Raw genomic sequence first — 17,496 nt, forward strand, 5'->3', positions numbered from 1 at the left:
CGAAATGGAAAAAGCCATCACCAACAATCGCGATGAGGCCAACCCGTTTGCGGTGGCCATTCGCGAGGCGCTCTATGCCGGCCTGATCACCTTCGGCCTGTTCGTGCTGCTGGTCGGCCTCAAGACCGACCAGAACATCCGCAACGAACTGGTTCTGGTTCAGCGTTGGGGATTGCTCGCCATCATGGTCGGCATCACCATGGCCGGGCGCTTCCTGTTCGTGCTTTTCGTGCGCCCGGCCCTCGAGCGCCGAAAGATGGTCAAGAGCCGCGCCACGCCGATGGTGGTGGAGAAGGGCTATCTGGGCCGAAACTGGCCGACGATCGCGGTGGTCGGATTGTTCTTCTATCCGGTGTTGATGGTCCTGCTCTTCGGTGTGCAGGGATCGTTGAAATGGGTCGACAATTTCGGCATCCAGATCCTTATCTACGTCATGCTTGCATGGGGCCTGAACATCGTCGTCGGGCTGGCCGGGCTACTTGACCTCGGCTACGTCGCCTTTTACGCGGTCGGCGCCTATAGCTACGCGCTGCTGGCCACCGAATTCGGCCTGTCGTTCTGGATCCTGCTGCCGGCCGCCGGCGCGATGGCGGCTATCTGGGGTGTCATTCTGGGGTTCCCCGTGCTGCGTCTGCGCGGCGACTACCTGGCGATCGTGACGCTGGCCTTCGGTGAGATCATCCGCCTGGTCATCATCAACTGGCGCGAGGTCACGCATGGCACGGCGGGCATTTCCGGCATCCCCAAGGTGACGTTCTTCGGCCTGTTCGACTTCAACGTCTCCTCGCCCTACTATATCAGCAAGGTCTTCGGCATCGCCCAGTCCGGCGTCTACTACAAGATATTCCTCTACTATCTGATCCTGCTTCTGGCGCTGCTCACCGCCTTCGTGACCATCCGGCTGCGCCGCCTGCCGGTCGGCCGCGCCTGGGAAGCGCTGCGCGAGGACGAGATCGCCTGCCGTTCGCTCGGCATCAACACCACCAACACCAAGCTGACGGCCTTCGCCATCGGCGCGATGTTCGGCGGTTTCGCCGGATCGTTCTTCGCCGCGCGTCAGGGCTTCGTCAGTCCTGAATCCTTCATCTTCCTGGAATCGGCGATCATCCTGGCGATCGTCGTGCTCGGCGGCATGGGCTCCTTGACCGGCATTGCCATCGCCGCGCTCGTCACCATCGGCGGCACCGAGATCCTGCGCGAGATGCAGTTTCTCAAGGCGGTGTTCGGTCCCGGCTTCACGCCCGAACTTTACCGCATGCTCTTGTTCGGCATCGCCATGGTCGTGGTGATGGTGTGGAAGCCGCGCGGTTTCGTGGCGAGCCGCCAGCCGACCGCCTTCCTGCATCAACGCAAGGCCGTATCGAGCTCCTTCACCAAGGAGGGGCACGGCTGATGGCTACAGGAACAGACATGACCAAACCGATCCTCGAGGTCGAGCATCTTTCGATGAAGTTCGGCGGCCTCGTCGCCATCGGCGACCTGTCCTTCAGGGCCAAGCGCGGCGAGATCACCGCCCTCATTGGCCCCAATGGTGCCGGCAAGACCACGGTCTTCAACTGCATCACCGGCTTCTACAAGCCGACCGAAGGCATGATCCGCATGAACGGCAAGGACGGGAAGGAGTTCCTGCTCGAACGCATGCCGGACTTCCTGATCACCGCGCATGCCAAGGTCGCGCGCACCTTCCAGAACATCCGGCTGTTTTCGGGAATGACGCTTCTGGAAAACCTGCTGGTGGCCCAGCACAACAAGTTGATGCGCGCTTCGGGTTACACGCTGTTCGGCCTGTTCGGCATCGGCGGCTACCATGCGGCCTCCGCGCAATCGATCGAACTGGCAAAGTTCTGGCTGGAAAAGGCCGATCTGATCGACCGCGCCGACGATCCGGCCGGCGACCTGCCCTACGGCGCGCAGCGGCGGCTGGAAATCGCCCGCGCCATGTGCACGGAGCCTGAGCTTTTGTGCCTGGACGAGCCCGCCGCCGGTCTCAACCCGAAGGAATCGCTGGCCCTCAACGCATTGCTCAACGACATCAAGGAGAACACAGGCACCTCTATCCTGCTCATCGAGCACGACATGTCGGTTGTCATGCAGATTTCCGATCACGTCGTCGTGCTCGAATATGGCCGCAAGATCTCCGACGGCAACCCGCAGCATGTGAAGAGCGATCCAAAGGTTATCGCTGCCTATCTCGGCATCGAAGACGAGGAGGTTGAGGAAGTGCTGGTCGCCGTAGGCGACGACAGCGTCATCCACGAACTGGACGGCGAACCCGACCCGGCGCATGGACCTTCCGCCTCGTCCTCGATGATGGCCGGACCGGTGAGCGACACAGTCGGGCACAGCAATGGCCATGGCGAGATCGTTCGCATCTCGCCGCAAGCCTCCAAGGCGATGCAGGCCGATGCGCGCGACGCGGCCAGGACAGCCAAGAAATCGTCCGACCGCAGAGCCACATCTTCGAAGCCAGCGGAAAAGGCGCCTGCCGCCGCAAGGAAGGCGCCGGCAAAACCGATGAAGGCCGCGGAAAAGCCGGTATCGCCCCCGAGGAAGAAGGCGGGCGAAGCTGGAAGCTCCGTGCCTCCGAAAATCTCCAACGCGCTTGCGGCGCCACGCGGCGGCACGCCCGACAGACTCACTCAGATCAAGGGCATCGGGCCGATTAACGAACGCAAACTGAACGAGCACGGCATTTTCCATTTCGACCAGATCGCCGCCTGGAAGAAGGCGGACGTGCAAGCCGCCGAAGCCTACCTGGCTTTTGACGGGCGCATTGCGCGTGAGGACTGGATCGGACAGGCCAAGGCGCTGGCCAAGGCGTCGGCGAAAGCTGCCAAGACCGGAGGGCGCAAATAATGGCGGCTAACCCCCTGCTTCTGGTTGACAATGTCGAGACCTATTACGGCAACATCCGCGCACTTGCCGGCGTTACCGTGTCTGCCAACCAAGGTGAGATCGTCACGCTGATCGGGGCCAACGGCGCCGGCAAATCGACGCTGATGATGACCATTTTCGGCAGTCCGCGGGCGCGTAGGGGCACGATCACCTTCGCCGGCACCGACATCACCGAGATGCCGACCCATATGATCGCGCGCATGCGCATTGCGCAGTCGCCCGAAGGGCGGCGCATCTTCCCGCGCATGACGGTGATGGAAAACCTCCAGATGGGGGCGAGCCTCGACGAGCTGAAACATTTCGACGAGGACGTGGAAAAGGTCTTCACGCTGTTTCCACGCCTGAAGGAACGTTTCAGCCAGCGCGGCGGAACGCTGTCGGGCGGTGAACAGCAGATGCTGTCGATCGGTCGTGCGCTGATGGCACGGCCGAAGCTGCTGCTTCTGGACGAACCTTCGCTCGGTCTGGCGCCACTGATCGTCAAGCAGATCTTCGATGCCATCCGCGTGCTCAACAAGCAGGAGGGATTGACCGTGTTCCTGGTTGAGCAGAACGCCTTCGGCGCGCTGAAGCTCGCCGACCGCGGCTATGTCATGGTTAATGGCAGGGTCACGATGAGCGGGTCCGGCAAGGAGCTGCTCGCCAATCCGGAAGTGCGCGCCGCCTATCTCGAGGGCGGCCGGCACTAGCAATTGCATGCGCCGGCCCGGGCCAAGGGAGGTGCCGAAGCGCACCGTACGGGTTGGCACAGATAGGCGCCGCAAGGCGATCTGTGGAGGAACTGGAAATGCAGGGCATTCTGTATGAGGAGCCGTCGGTCTGGCAGTTCTTCTTCGTCACCTGTCTGCTTGGCGGCTGGGCGGCCTGGATGACCGGCCGCGCCTGCGCGCAGACATGGCGCGGCTATCCCAAGCTGGTGCTCTATCTGCTGATACTCGGCCTGGCGGTTCGCTTCATCCATCATGCCCTGTTCAACGGAACGATGTTCTCGCTGCAATACTACGTCGTCGACACCATCGTCATGCTGATATTGGGCTCGCTGGGTTTCCAGTACACCCGCACCAAACAAATGGTGACGCAATATCACTGGCTTTACGAACGAGCATCCCCGCTCAGTTGGAAGTCGAAAAACTGATGCTTGCCGCTGCTTCCGCCGCTTTTGGTTTTGAGGTGACAAGGGCCGGAAAATCGGCAAACTGATCTTTCTGCGATACGGGTGGGCATCGCATGAAGGCATCATCCAAGCCCGCCCATCCATGGGAGTGTTTCAATGAGAAAATCACTGTTGTCCGCAGTCGCCATGTCCGCGATCCTCGCGTTCAGCGGCAGCGCGTGGGCGGATGTTCTGATCGCTGTCGGCGCGCCCATCACGGGCCCGAACGCGGCGTTCGGCGCACAGATCCAGAAGGGAACCGAGCAGGCCGTCGCCGACATCAATGCAGCCGGCGGCATCAATGGCGAACAGATCAAGATCACCGTCGGTGACGACGTCTCCGATCCCAAGCAGGGCATTTCGGTCGCCAACAAGTTCGTTGCGGACGGCGTCAAGTTCGTCGTCGGCCACTTCAACTCGGGCGTTTCGATCCCGGCCTCGGAAGTCTATGCCGAAAACGGCATTCTCGAAGTGACGCCGGCCGCCACCAACCCGGTCTTCACCGAGCGCGGCCTGTGGAATACCATCCGCGTCTGCGGTCGTGACGACCAGCAAGGCGAAGTTGCCGGCGCCTACATCGCCAAGAACTTCAAGGATGCCAAGATCGCGGTGATCCACGACAAGACGCCTTACGGCCAGGGCCTTGCCGACGAGACCAAGAAGGCGCTCAACGCAGCCGGCGTGACGGAAGTCCTCTATGAAGGCGTGAACGCCGGTGACAAGGACTTCTCGGCCCTTATCGCCAAGATGAAGGATGCCGGCGTAACGCTGATCTACTGGGGTGGTCTCCACACCGAGGCCGGTCTCATCATCCGCCAGACCGCCGACCAGGGCCTGAAGGCTCCGCTGTTCTCCGGTGACGGCATCGTCTCGAACGAATTGGCATCGATCGCCGGCGACGCCGTCGAAGGTACCTACAACACCTTCGGCCCCGACCCGCGTCGTAATCCGGCCGCAGGCGAAGTCGTGGAGAAATTCCGCGCGGCCGGCTTCGAGCCGGAAGCCTATACGCTCTATGCCTATGCTTCGACGCAGATCATCGCGCAGGCGGCAGCGGCTGCCGGCTCGAACGATCCGCAGGAAGTCGCCAAGGCGATCCGCGAGAAGGGTCCCTTCAAGACGGTTCTTGGCGAACTGTCCTTCAATGAGAAGGGCGACCGCACCGACGCCGACTATGTCGTCTACCAGTGGAAGAAGGGCGACGACGGCAAGTACAACTACGTTCAGATCGACTGATCCTCGATCTTTTCGGAAATGCCCGGCCTTTGCGCCGGGCATTTTTGTTTGGAGCGCAATTGCGACTGGCCGATCCGCTCCATGGAAGGCACGGCTATGCCGCCATGCCACGGCGCTGCGAACGCCCGAGCCGACCCAGAATCCCTTGCCAAAAATCGATTTGGATTTTTTGGCTTATGCGCTAAGCAGGCGAGCCTTTTCCTTTCCTAGCCGGAGGCCCGCTCTTGCCTATCAGAAAGATCCTCGTCGCCAACCGCTCAGAAATTGCCATTCGCGTGTTTCGCGCGGCCAATGAGCTGGGGCTGAAAACGGTCGCCATATGGGCCGAGGAGGACAAATACTCGCTTCATCGCTTCAAGGCCGACGAATCCTACCAGGTCGGTCGCGGCCCGCATCTCGCGAAAGACATGGGGCCGATAGAAAGCTATCTGTCGGTCGAGGAAGTGATCCGCGTTGCCCGGCTCTCGGGCGCCGATGCAATCCACCCCGGTTACGGTCTCCTGTCGGAAAGCCCGGAATTCGCGGAAGCCTGCGCCGAGAACGGCATTACCTTCATCGGCCCGAAGGCCGAAACCATGCGCCGGCTCGGCAACAAGGTCGCCGCCCGCAATCTGGCTGTCGAATTGGGCGTGCCGGTTGTGCCGGCGACCGACCCGCTACCTGACGACATGGAGGCCGTGAAGAAGCTGGCCGCCGACATCGGCTATCCCCTGATGCTGAAGGCCTCCTGGGGCGGCGGCGGCCGCGGCATGCGGGCGATCCGCAGCGAAGCCGATCTGGTCCGCGAGGTCACCGAGGGCAAGCGCGAGGCCAAGGCCGCGTTCGGCAAGGACGAAGTCTATCTGGAAAAGCTGATCGAACGTGCCCGCCATGTCGAGGTGCAGGTGCTCGGCGACACCCACGGCAATGTCGTGCATCTGTTCGAGCGCGACTGCTCGATCCAGCGCCGCAATCAGAAGGTTGTAGAGCGCGCCCCTGCACCCTATCTCGACGCCCTTCAGCGCGGCGAACTGTGCGACTATGCCCTGAAGATCGCGAAGGCAACCGATTATATCGGCGCCGGAACGGTCGAGTTCCTGATGGATGTCGACAGCGGCAAGTTCTACTTCATCGAAGTCAATCCGCGCATCCAGGTCGAGCATACGGTCACCGAGGAGGTGACCGGGATCGACATCGTCAAGGCGCAGATCCACGTGCTTGACGGGCTGCGCATCGGCAAGCCGGAATCCGGCGTTCCGCAGCAGTCCGATATCCGCCTCAACGGCCACGCGCTGCAATGCCGCATCACCACTGAGGACCCTGAGCACAATTTCATTCCCGACTATGGCCGCATCACCGCCTATCGCGGAGCGACCGGCTTCGGCATTCGCCTCGATGGCGGCACCGCTTATTCGGGCGCGGTCATCACCCGTTTCTACGATCCGCTGCTGGAGAAGGTGACAGCCTGGGCCCCGACCTCGCAGGAGGTCATCTCGCGCATGCACCGGGCGCTGCGCGAATTCCGCATTCGTGGCGTCGCCACCAACCTGACCTTCCTCGAGGCGATCATTAGCCATCCCGGATTCCAGGACAATTCCTACACGACCAAGTTCATCGACACGACGCCCGAACTGTTCGAGCAGGTGAAGCGGCAGGACCGCGCCACGAAACTGCTCAACTATCTGGCAGACGTCACGGTTAATGGCCACCCGGAAGCCAAGGGGCGCCCGACCCCGAACAAGGACGCGGCCGAACCGATCGTGCCCTATCTGAATGGCAAGGTTCCGGATGGCAGCAAGCAGCGCCTCGATGCACTCGGCCCGGAAAAATTCGCCGCCTGGATGCGCGATGAAAAAAAGGTGCTGGTCACCGACACGACGATGCGCGACGCGCATCAGTCGCTGCTCGCGACGCGCATGCGCACCTACGACATCGCTCGCATCGCCGGCGTCTATGCGCGTGCCCTGCCCGAGCTGCTGTCGCTGGAATGCTGGGGCGGCGCGACATTCGACGTGTCGATGCGCTTCCTGACCGAAGACCCGTGGGAGCGGCTTTCGTCGGTGCGCGAGGCGGCGCCGAACCTGCTTCTGCAGATGCTGCTGCGCGGCGCCAACGGCGTCGGCTACACCAATTATCCCGACAATGTCGTGCAGCATTTCGTCCGCCAAGCGGCGGCCGGCGGCATCGACCTATTCCGCGTCTTCGACTGCCTGAACTGGGTCGAGAATATGCGCGTCGCCATGGATGCGGTGTGTGCCGAGGGCAAGCTCTGCGAAGCGGCGATGTGCTATACCGGTGACATCCTCGATCCGGAGCGCGCCAAGTACGATCTGAAATATTATGTCGGCCTTGCCGGAGAGTTGCAGGCGGCAGGCGCGCATATCATCGCCGTCAAGGACATGGCGGGCCTGTTGAAGCCCGCGACGGCACGGGTGTTGTTCAAGGCGCTGCGCGAAGCGACCGACCTGCCGATCCACTTCCACACGCACGACACCTCGGGCCTTTCGGCCGCCACCGTTCTTGCCGCAGTGGAAAGCGGCGTCGACGCAGTCGATGCGGCGATGGACGCGCTCTCCGGCAACACCTCGCAGCCTTGCCTTGGGTCCATCGTCGAGGCGCTGAAGGGCGACGAACGCGTACCGGGGCTCGACCGCGAATGGATCAGGCGCATCTCGTTCTATTGGGAATCGGTGCGCAACCAGTATGCCGCGTTCGAAAACGATCTCAAGGGACCGGCCTCGGAAGTCTATCTGCATGAAATGCCCGGCGGCCAGTTCACCAATCTGAAGGAGCAGGCGCGCTCGCTCGGGCTGGAAACACGCTGGCACGAGGTGGCGCAGGCCTATCACGACGTCAACCTGATGTTCGGCGACATCGTCAAGGTCACGCCCTCCTCAAAGGTGGTCGGCGACATGGCGCTCATGATGGTCAGCCAGGACTTGACCGTTGCCGATGTCGAGAACCCGGCCAAGGACATCGCCTTCCCTGAATCGGTCGTCTCGATGCTGCGCGGCGATCTCGGCCAATCTCCCGGCGGCTGGCCGGCCGCTTTGCAAGCTAAGGCGCTGAAGGGCGAAAAGCCGATCGTCGTGCGGCCCGGATCGCTGCTGAAGCCCGCCGACCTCAAGGCCGGCCGCAAGGAGATCGAGGAAAAGCTCGGCCGCAAGGTCAGCGAATTCGAATTCGCCTCCTGGCTGATGTACCCGAAGGTCTTCACCGATTTTGCCGGCGCGCAGGAAAGCTACGGGCCGGTCAGCGTGCTGCCGACGCCGGTCTATTTCTACGGTATGAAACCGCAGGATGAGATTTTCGTCGACATCGAGCGCGGCAAGACACTGGTCATCCGCTGCTTTGCCGTCAGTGAAGTCGACGACAAGGGCATGGTCACGGTGTTCTTCGAACTGAACGGCCAGCCGCGCCGCATCAAGGTGCCCGACCGGGCACATGGCGCTTCCGCCGCCAAGGCGCGCCGGAAGGCCGAGCCCGGCAACGAGGCGCATGTTGGCGCACCGATGCCCGGCATCGTTTCCACGCTCGCGGTGAGCACCGGCCAGGCCGTGAAGGCCGGAGACATCCTGCTGTCGATCGAAGCGATGAAGATGGAGACGGCGCTGCGCGCCGAGCGCGATGGAACCGTGGCCGAGGTGCTCGTCAGGGCAGGCGACCCGATCGACGCCAAGGACCTGCTGGTGGTGTTTGCCTAGACAGAGGAGCGGCCCGCCGAAACCTTCGCCCCTCATGGGCGAAGGAGAGTGCAAGCGGGCGGTTCCTTTCCAAGCGGGTTGCGCGATTGATAGAAAGGCAAGACCGACTTAACTTCCGCAGCGCCCGAAGAACCCGGATCGGACCGCATTGATGAATGCCACGAACACCGTCACTGCCGCCGTCCGTGGCCGCTGGGCAGTAGCGGCGGCCTTTTTCGTCAACGGCTTCATCACCGGTAGCTGGGCACCGCAGATCCCGGTCTTTCTCAAGCGGCTCGAAATCAGCGAATTCACATTGGGGCAATTGATCCTGCTGTTCGGCGCCGGCGCCGTCGCGGCAATGTCCTGGTGCGGCTATCTCATTTCGCGCCACGGCTCGCGCAGCGTGGTGCGCTGGTTCGGCTCGGCCGCGGTCTTCGGCCTGCTGGTGGTGGCCCTCGCCCCCAACGTGCCGCTGGCAGCAATATCGATGTTCCTGTTCGGCGGTGTGATCGGCGGCATGGACGTGGCCATGAACGCCAATGCCGTAGCGGTCGAGAAGAAGCTTTCGCGCGCCATCATGTCTTCGTCGCATGGTTTCTGGAGCCTCGGCGGCTTTGCCGGCGCCGGCATTGGCGGCATCGCCATCCAATCCTATGGGCATCTCGCTCATGCTGCCGCCGTGACCATCGCTTCCGCCATTGTGCTCGCGTTCGCCCTCAGCCATCTGGTGAGCGAGGAGAGGCAGATCGCGCATGAGCATCGCAGGTTTGCCTTGCCGAAGACGGTACTGATCTATCTGATCGGCATCATGGCCCTGTTTTCGATGGTGCCCGAAGGGACCGTGCTCGATTGGGCGGCGCTCTTTCTCGAACAGGAACTGGGTGCCGATATCGCCACTGCCGGCCTCGCTTTCGCGGGCTTTGCCGGCACCATGGCCGCCGTACGTTTCATGGGCGACGCCGTCAGGAACCGTTACGGCGCCGTCACGACACTTCGGGTCTCAAGCCTGATTGCGGCTATCGGCATGCTGGTTGCCGGCCTTGCGCCGACGCCGTGGATCGCCATTGCCGCCTTCGCCTTTTGCGGTCTCGGCATCGCCAACATGGTACCTATCGCCTTCTCGGCAGCCGGAAACCAGCCCGGAATGTCGGCCGGCGGCGGCATGAGCGTGGTCACCACCATGGGCTATTCGGGAATTCTGGTCGCGCCATCGGCGATCGGATTCGTCGGCGAGCGCACCGGCTTTGGGCCGGTCTTCGGGACCCTCTCGCTGCTTTTGCTTGTCGTTTTCCTGATGGCGGGCTTGGCCAAGCACGCCGATTTCTCGCCCCGCGCGTAGTCCGTCAGCCCCAAAACAGAAACGCGCCGCGTGTGAGCGGCGCGTTTGCGGCTGGCACTTACATGGCGATCAGATGCGTCCCATCAGGAGCAGCACCAGAAGAACGATCAGGATGACGCCGACGATACCCGACGGGCCATAGCCCCACGACCGTGAATGCGGCCAGGCTGGAATTGCACCGATAAGGATGAGGATCAGAATGATGATTAAAAGTGTCGTCAGCGTCATAACACGTCCCTCTGCCAAGATGTTGTAATGACTGACAATGCGCAGCGCCGGGCAGTTGTTCCCGACGCCGGAAGCGGTGCCGATTTCGACCGGTTCGGGCAGCCGCTCCGGTTCTCAGGTTTTTGCGCAATTCCGGACGAAAGGATGGCGGCTCTATTCAGCCGCCTTCGGATAGGCGACCGCATCGGATGCGTTGGCCGGCGCGGCGGCTTTACCTTTCCTGCTCTTGAACAGGCGGCCGAGGAAAGACGAGCCCTCGCGCTTCTTGTTGCCGCGCGTGAACACCATCAGCATTGCCGGCGTCACCACCAGCGTCAGAATGGTGGCGAAGGACAGGCCGAAGACGATGGCGCTCGACAGGGATATCCACCATTGCGTCGACGGCGCGTTGATCGTGGTTTCGTGATGAAAAATTTCGAGGCCAAGACCGAAGGCGATGGGCAGCACGCCGAAAATCGCCGACAGCGCCGTCAGCACGACGGGCCGCGCGCGCTCCCGACAGGTCTGCAGCACGGCTTCCAGCTTGTCCCAACCTTCGCGGCGCAGCCGGTCATAGGTGTCGATCAGCACAATGTTGTTGTTCACGACCACACCGGCAAGCGCAATCACGCCAATGCCCGACATGACAATGCCGAAAGGCTGGCCGGTGATCAGCAGACCGAGGAACACGCCGATCGTCGACATCAGCACGCAGGAAAGCACCATCGTCACGCTGATGAATTTGTTGAACTGCGCCAATAGCACGACGAAGATCAGGAACAGCGCCGCGCCGAAAGCCTTGCCGAGGAAGTCGCTCGCCGCCTTGCTTTCCTCGTCCTCGCCGGCCAGCTTCCAGCGTATGCCGGGAAGCTCCATCTTCTCCATCGCCTGGTTGACCTGCGCCTGCGCGACCGAGGGCTGGACGTCGCTGGCGACATTGGCTTCGACCACGATAGTGCGCTCGCCGTCGATCCGGTTCAGCGTGCCGACCTTGGGTTCCGGCTTGCGGGTGACGAAGTTGGAGATCGGCACCGAGCCCTGCGCTGTTTCGATGCGCAACTGGTCGAGCGAGGCCAGCGTGCGGCGCTCCTCCGGCAGCCTCAGGCGAATATCGACGGCGTCGTCGACGCCCGCGGGACGATAGTCGGACAGCTTCAGGCCGGTGGTGACGAGCTGCACGACCGAGCCGACAGCAGCGGGGCTGACGCCATATTGCGCGGCCTGCGCGCGATCGACGTTCAAAGCCCAGTCTATGCCGGGCGGCGGCAGGCCATCGGAAATGTCGATGACGCCGGGAATGGTCTTCAGCATCGCCGCGACCTCCCGCGCCTTGTCGTTCAGCCCTTCGGGGTCGGCAGCCGACAGGCGCACCTGGATCGCCTTGCCGGTCGGCGGCCCCGCCTCGGGCACCTGGACCTCGACATCGACGCCCGGAATGCCGGCCATGGCGACACGCAACTCGCTCAACACCTCATGCGCAGGCTTGCGCTGGCGCCAGTCGACGAATTCGTACTGGATCACGCCGACGACATCCTCGGCTATGTTGTTGGCGCTGCCGGTGGCCTTGCCGGCACGCGTGTAGACCGATTTCACGCCCGGCCAGCCGAGAATGCGCTTTTCGGCCTGGCTGACGGCAGCGTCCATTTCGGCGAGCGAAAGATTGCCGCGGGCGTGAACGTAAAGCAGTCCGTATTCCGGCTCGACATTGGGGAAGAACTCGACGCCCGCCCCCTCTTTGGAATAGATGACCGGCACTGCGACCAGCAGCCCCGCCGCAAGCAGCAGGGTGATGACGGGGTGGCGCACGGCAAGCTTGACCGTGCCCATGTAAAGGCCGTCCTTGTGTTCCGGCTCATGATGCGCCTTGCCGAAAATCGCGCCGAGCGTCGGGGTGAACACCAGCGCGTAGAGCATCGAGGCCGACAGCGTGACGATCAGCGTGATCGGCAGGTATTTCATGAATTCGCCGACGATGCCTGGCCAGAACAGCAGCGGCGAAAAGGCGGCGACGCGCGTCATGGTGGCGGCAATGACCGGGCCGGCCATGCGGTTTGCCGCCAGTGCATAGGCATCCTGCTTGTTCATGCCTTCGGCCATGCGCCGCTCGGCAAACTCCGTGACGATGATTGCATCGTCGACCAGCATGCCGACCGCCAGGATCAGGCTGAACAGCACGACGATGTTGACGGTAAAACCGCCGAGGGCCAGCAGCAATATGCCGAGCAGGAAGGAGGTCGGGATGGCGAGCCCGATGAGCAGCGATGCACGGCCCGACAGCGAGTAAAGCACGATGATGAAGACCAGGATGACCGCGATCATCACATGGTTCTGCAGGTCGCCGAGCAATTGGCGGATCGAGGTCGACTTATCCTGACTGTAGGAGACGACGCTGCCCTCCGGCAGTCGCTTGGCGAAAGCATCGGCCACCACCTTCACCGCATCGACTGTCTCGACCAGATTGGCGCCGGTGCGCTTCTTGACTTCGATGGCGATGGCTGGCTTGCCATCCAGCCGGGTGATGGTTTCGGCGTCCTTGTAGGTCGAGCGGACCGTGGCCAGGTCGCGCGCCCTCACCACGGCATTGGGCCCGGCAACGATCGGCAGGTTGGCGACGTCCTCGGGCGTCTCGATCAGCGCCGGGACCTTGATCGCGTAGCGGCCCTCGGTGCCTTCGATATTGCCGGCGGCGACCAGGCTGTTCGAAGCGCCGACGCCCTGGATGAGCTGGTCGAGGCGCAGATTGTAGGACGAGAGTTTGACCGGATCGATGATGACCTCGACGAGGTCGTCGCGAGCCCCCTGCAGCGCCGCCTCCAGCACGCCCGGCACCTCTTCGATGCGATCGCGCAGTTCGCGCGCGGCCGCCGTCAGCGCCCGCTCCGGAACATTGCCGGCAAGCGTCACCACCAGCACGGGGAATTCCGACAGGTTGACCTCGTTGATGGTCGGCTCTTCAGCGTCCTGCGGCAGATCGCGCTTGGCGTCGGAAACCTTGGCCCGGACATCCTCGAGCGCGGTGGAAAGGTCCGCACCGGCATTGAACTCTATGAGCACATAGCCGCCGCCCTGATAGGCGGCCGAACGCATTTCCTTGACGTTGGACAGGCTCTTCATCCGGGTTTCGACCGGCCGCAGCAGCAGCCGTTCGGAATCTTCCGGCGAGATTCCCTGATACGCCAGGCTCACATAGATGATCGGAATCTGGATGTCCGGCTCGGCTTCCTTGGGGATCGACTGATAGGCAAGCGCCCCCGCGATCAGGAAGAACACCATGATGGAAAGCGTGAGTCGTGCATTGCGGATGGCGTAGCCGACGATACCCATGCTTGAGCCTTTTTGCCGCGTCGCGGACTATTATTGTGTGCCGCCAGTTACTTCGGCAGCCAGTTTCCTGACGGTTTCGGCGTCCGCCTCCACGGCTTCCACCGTATCGCCTTCCGAAACCAGGTCCTGGCCGGCGACGATGATGCGCGCATCCTCGGGAATCCCGCCCAGCACCAGTCCCTTCGGCGTATCGTCGACGAGATCGATCGGATGGAAGGTGACTTTGTGGTCCGCATCCACGGCGCGGATGCCCAGGTCTCCATTGCCGCTCAACGTCACCACCGAGCGCGGCAAAATCACGGCGTCGGTCGCATTGGCGCGCACCGTGATTTCAGCTGTCATGCCGGCGGGAATGGTGCGGTCCGGATTGGCAATGGCGATTTCCAGCCGGAAGGTGCGGGTCGCGGCGGAGGCGTCGCGGCTGATGTAACGCACCGTGCCCTTGACCGTATCGCCGTTGACCAGCTTCACCTCGGCCTCATCGCCAATTTTGACGTAGCGCAGGTCGCGCTCGCCGATCTCGCCCTTGGCGAGGATCGGATCGAGGCTGAGCACTGTGGCGACCTCGCTGCCGGCCATGACGGCGCTGCCCAGTTCCACTGAGACGCGATCGACGATGCCGTCGAACGGCGCCTTGACCTGGTTGCGCGCAAGTTCGGCCTCCGCCGCCTGCAGCATGGATTTCGCGGTTGCCAGGGCCGAGCGCGCATTGTCGGCCTGGAGCTTCGGCGAATTGCCGGTCTTGACCAGCCGCTCGGCGGCATCGGCTTCGGCCTGGCGCTGCACCAGGACCTGGCGCGCCATCGCGACCGCTGCCGTCTTCTCCTCGGCGTCGAGCTCCAGCAACAGCTCTCCAGTCTTGACGCGCTGACCCTGCTTGGCCGGCAGTTCCGCAATGACTCCGCCGACCCGCGTCGCCAGAACGGCGCGCTTGTCGGCTTCGGTCTGACCGGAGATACGGATTGCACGGGCATGCATGACCCGCGACGGGGTGATCACGGCAACCGTTCTCACCGGGGCTTTCGGTTGTTCAGCTTGCGTGGCTTTCGCGTTTTCGGTCGCCGCGCTGCCCACCGAGGAGAATTTTCCGGTACCCATCCAGGCCGCGAAGCCGACGAGCACAAGCAATGCGGCCAGTTTGTGGAATCTGATCTTTTGCATGATCGTGTCCAGTGTGAGGTCCCGGCTGGACCGCTTAAAGCCCTCAAGGCACCCCGTCGGATATGGGCGCGTCAACAGCCGGTTTCAATCGGTCCGCTTCTCGCAAGGCTTCGACAGCCGGCGGGTTTTATCTCAAAGTCGAGCCTCGAAACAGTCAGAAAAATTCATCGATAAAACACTCCTGCCAATGAGTTGTCAGGATGCGAAAGCGCTCCGCTCGTCTTCCCTTGCGGCAGTTTTGGCGTTGATCCTGTACAGAATGGCCGGCCGAACTTATAGAGGAACGGGAGTGCGGGGCGGAAAGCCCCGCGACCATTGACATCGCCGGCGCGGTCCTCCACGTCAGGCGCAACGTCCTATCCAAAGAGGCTTCCGGCAGATGACCGGGTATCTTTCTTCCCTTTTCCCGCGCCGCAAATCGGTCGGCGTCGATGTCGGCGGCGTTCTGGTCGGCGGCGGTGCCCCCATCGTCGTCCAGTCGATGACCAACACCGACACCGCCGATGTCGACCGCACGGTGGCGCAGGTTGCCGCCTTGCACCGGGCCGGCTCCGAAATCGTGCGCATCACCGTCGATCGTGACGAAAGCGCCGCCGCCGTGCCGGCGATCCGCGACCGGCTGGCGCGCCTCGGCATCAATGTGCCGCTGGTCGGCGACTTCCACTACATCGGCCATAAGCTTCTGGCCGATCACCCGGCCTGCGCCGAAGCGCTGGCGAAATACCGTATCAATCCGGGCAATGTCGGCTTCAAGGACAAGAAGGACCGGCAGTTCGCCGCGATCGTCGAGATGGCGATCCGCTACGACAAGCCGGTCAGGATCGGCGTCAACTGGGGCTCGCTCGACCAGGAACTGCTGACCCGGCTGATGGACGAGAACCAGGCGAACGGCTCACCGCTGACTGCGCAGGAAGTGACGCGCGAAGCGATCGTGCAATCGGCGCTGCTCTCGGCCGAGATGGCGGAAGACATCGGCCTGGCGCGCGAGCGGATCATCCTGTCGGCCAAGGTCAGCCAGGTTCAGGACCTGATCGCGGTCAACACCGCGCTGGCGACGCGCAGCGACCACGCGCTGCATCTCGGCCTCACCGAGGCCGGCATGGGCTCGAAAGGCATCGTCGCCTCCTCGGCGGCCATGGGCGTTCTGCTCCAGCAGGGCATTGGCGACACGATCCGAATTTCGCTGACACCCGAGCCCAATGGCGACAGGACGCGCGAGGTGCAGGTGGCGCAGGAGCTCCTGCAGACGATGGGGCTGCGCCAGTTCGTGCCGATCGTCGCCGCCTGCCCCGGCTGCGGCCGCACGACCTCGACCGTGTTCCAGGAACTGGCGCAGAACATACAGGCCGACATTCGCAAGAACATGCCGGTCTGGCGCGAAAAATACCCGGGCGTCGAAGAGCTGAAGGTTGCGGTGATGGGCTGCATCGTCAACGGTCCGGGCGAATCGAAGCATGCCGACATCGGCATTTCGCTGCCCGGCACCGGCGAGCAGCCCACCGCCCCGGTGTTCATCGATGGCGTCAAGGCCGCCACGCTGCGTGGCCCGAACATCGCGAGCGACTTCGAGAAGATGGTAACCGACTATATCGAGCGGCGTTTCGGCCGCGGCAGCAGGCAGGCAGCCGAGTAGCGGATGCGTGGCCTTGCCAAGGCAGCGCTGCTGCTTTGCGCAGCGATCTGGAGCAACGGCGCGCTCGCCGACCCGACGGATCAGGCCAAGCCGGTCACCATTGACCGCATCTGCGACCTGATCGACGATCACGCCACGCGCCAGGGCCTGCCGCGTGACTTCTTTGCCAGGCTGATCTGGAAGGAAAGCCGCTTCGACGTCAATGCGGTCAGCCCCGCCGGCGCTGAGGGCATCGCCCAGTTCATGCCCGGAACCGCCAAGCTGCGCGGCCTTTCAGACCCGTTCAACGTCGAGCAGGCAATTGCGGCGTCTGCCGGCTATCTCAGCGAACTGAAGACGGACTTCGGCAATCTCGGACTGGCTGCCGCCGCCTACAATGCCGGTGAAAACCGTGTGACGCGCTGGCTTTCCTCCGGCGGTTTCCTGCCGCTCGAAACAGAGGACTACGTGCTCGACATCATGGGCGAGCCGGCAGACAATTTCACCGATGCGGCCTATGCCGGCACCATACACCCGCTGCACGAAGCGCAGAGCTTCTGGCAAGCCTGTCGCAACCTGCCGGTGATGCTGGCGGCAACCATTCCCATGGCCAGCATCAACATCAAGCCCTGGGGCGTGCAGGTGGCAGGGAACTTCCGGCGTTCGGCGGCCATCAAACAATGGCAACGCCAGAAAGCGCGCTTTCCCGCCCTGCTCAGGCAATACGATCCGGTGGTCAGTCGCGTGCGCACGCCGCGCGGACGACGTGGCCTCTACGCGGTCAGGATCGGCGTCGACGACCGCGCCAACGCCGACATCATCTGCCAGCAACTGCGCGGCGCCGGCGGCGCCTGCATCGTCGTTCGCAATCAGTAAGACATCAAAGCTTCGAAGGCTGTTCGTC

General features: G+C 63.0%; 12 protein-coding genes. 9 read left to right on the forward strand and 3 right to left on the reverse strand.

From position 1 onward, the window contains the following. Positions 1 to 4: 4 nt before the first annotated feature. From livM to ACLKMW_RS10005, 7 genes are all read left to right on the forward strand, one after another. Positions 5 to 1,393, forward strand: a complete 1,389-nt coding sequence (gene livM, locus ACLKMW_RS09975) for a high-affinity branched-chain amino acid ABC transporter permease LivM (protein WP_415724309.1) — start codon at positions 5 to 7, stop codon at positions 1,391 to 1,393. Further along, positions 1,393 to 2,856, forward strand: coding sequence for an ATP-binding cassette domain-containing protein (locus ACLKMW_RS09980; RefSeq protein WP_415724310.1), 1,464 nt, complete (start codon positions 1,393 to 1,395; stop codon positions 2,854 to 2,856). The genes livM and ACLKMW_RS09980 overlap by 1 nt, the downstream gene beginning before the upstream one ends. Further along, complete coding sequence (locus ACLKMW_RS09985) at positions 2,856 to 3,584, forward strand: ABC transporter ATP-binding protein (RefSeq protein ID WP_415724311.1); 729 nt, start codon at positions 2,856 to 2,858, stop codon at positions 3,582 to 3,584. The genes ACLKMW_RS09980 and ACLKMW_RS09985 overlap by 1 nt, the downstream gene beginning before the upstream one ends. 98 nt (positions 3,585 to 3,682) lie before the next feature. Further along, on the forward strand, positions 3,683 to 4,030 hold the full coding sequence (locus tag ACLKMW_RS09990) for a DUF6867 family protein (RefSeq protein WP_415724312.1): 348 nt from the start codon (positions 3,683 to 3,685) through the stop codon (positions 4,028 to 4,030). A gap of 135 nt (positions 4,031 to 4,165) precedes the next feature. Then, positions 4,166 to 5,284, forward strand: coding sequence for a branched-chain amino acid ABC transporter substrate-binding protein (locus ACLKMW_RS09995; protein ID WP_415724313.1), 1,119 nt, complete (start codon positions 4,166 to 4,168; stop codon positions 5,282 to 5,284). Between the two features lie 224 nt (positions 5,285 to 5,508). Next, a complete protein-coding gene (gene pyc / locus ACLKMW_RS10000) occupies positions 5,509 to 8,967 on the forward strand; it encodes a pyruvate carboxylase (protein WP_415724314.1) in 3,459 nt (1,152 codons plus the stop codon). 151 nt (positions 8,968 to 9,118) lie between these two features. Then, entirely contained in the window at positions 9,119 to 10,288 is a 1,170-nt protein-coding gene (locus ACLKMW_RS10005; protein ID WP_415724315.1) for an MFS transporter, read from the forward strand. 69 nt (positions 10,289 to 10,357) lie between these two features. Here ACLKMW_RS10005 and ACLKMW_RS10010 read toward each other — a convergent pair whose 3' ends face one another. The 3 genes from ACLKMW_RS10010 to ACLKMW_RS10020 all read right to left on the reverse strand — a co-directional run bounded on the left by ACLKMW_RS10010 (position 10,358) and on the right by ACLKMW_RS10020 (position 14,980). Continuing rightward, the gene (locus ACLKMW_RS10010) at positions 10,358 to 10,516 is read right to left on the reverse strand and encodes a DUF3309 family protein (protein ID WP_415724316.1); all 159 of its coding nucleotides are present in this window, start codon (positions 10,514 to 10,516) and stop codon (positions 10,358 to 10,360) included. A 153-nt stretch (positions 10,517 to 10,669) separates the two neighbouring features. Then, entirely contained in the window at positions 10,670 to 13,819 is a 3,150-nt protein-coding gene (locus ACLKMW_RS10015; RefSeq protein ID WP_415724317.1) for an efflux RND transporter permease subunit, read from the reverse strand. Positions 13,820 to 13,849: 30 nt separating this feature from the next. Further along, complete coding sequence (locus tag ACLKMW_RS10020) at positions 13,850 to 14,980, reverse strand: efflux RND transporter periplasmic adaptor subunit (RefSeq protein WP_415724318.1); 1,131 nt, start codon at positions 14,978 to 14,980, stop codon at positions 13,850 to 13,852. Positions 14,981 to 15,359: 379 nt separating this feature from the next. Between ACLKMW_RS10020 and ispG the strand changes: the two genes are divergently transcribed. Together ispG and ACLKMW_RS10030 are read left to right on the forward strand one after the other, a co-directional pair. Further along, positions 15,360 to 16,613: a flavodoxin-dependent (E)-4-hydroxy-3-methylbut-2-enyl-diphosphate synthase gene (gene ispG, locus ACLKMW_RS10025; protein WP_415724319.1), complete on the forward strand. Its 1,254-nt coding sequence runs from the start codon at positions 15,360 to 15,362 to the stop codon at positions 16,611 to 16,613. 3 nt (positions 16,614 to 16,616) lie between these two features. Then, positions 16,617 to 17,468, forward strand: coding sequence for a transglycosylase SLT domain-containing protein (locus tag ACLKMW_RS10030; protein ID WP_415724320.1), 852 nt, complete (start codon positions 16,617 to 16,619; stop codon positions 17,466 to 17,468). The last annotated feature ends 28 nt before the right edge of the window (positions 17,469 to 17,496 follow it).

Origin of the sequence: Borborobacter xinjiangensis (assembly GCF_047739745.1) — a bacterium.
In the GTDB taxonomy this organism is placed as follows: Bacteria; Pseudomonadota; Alphaproteobacteria; order Rhizobiales; family Rhizobiaceae; genus Pseudaminobacter.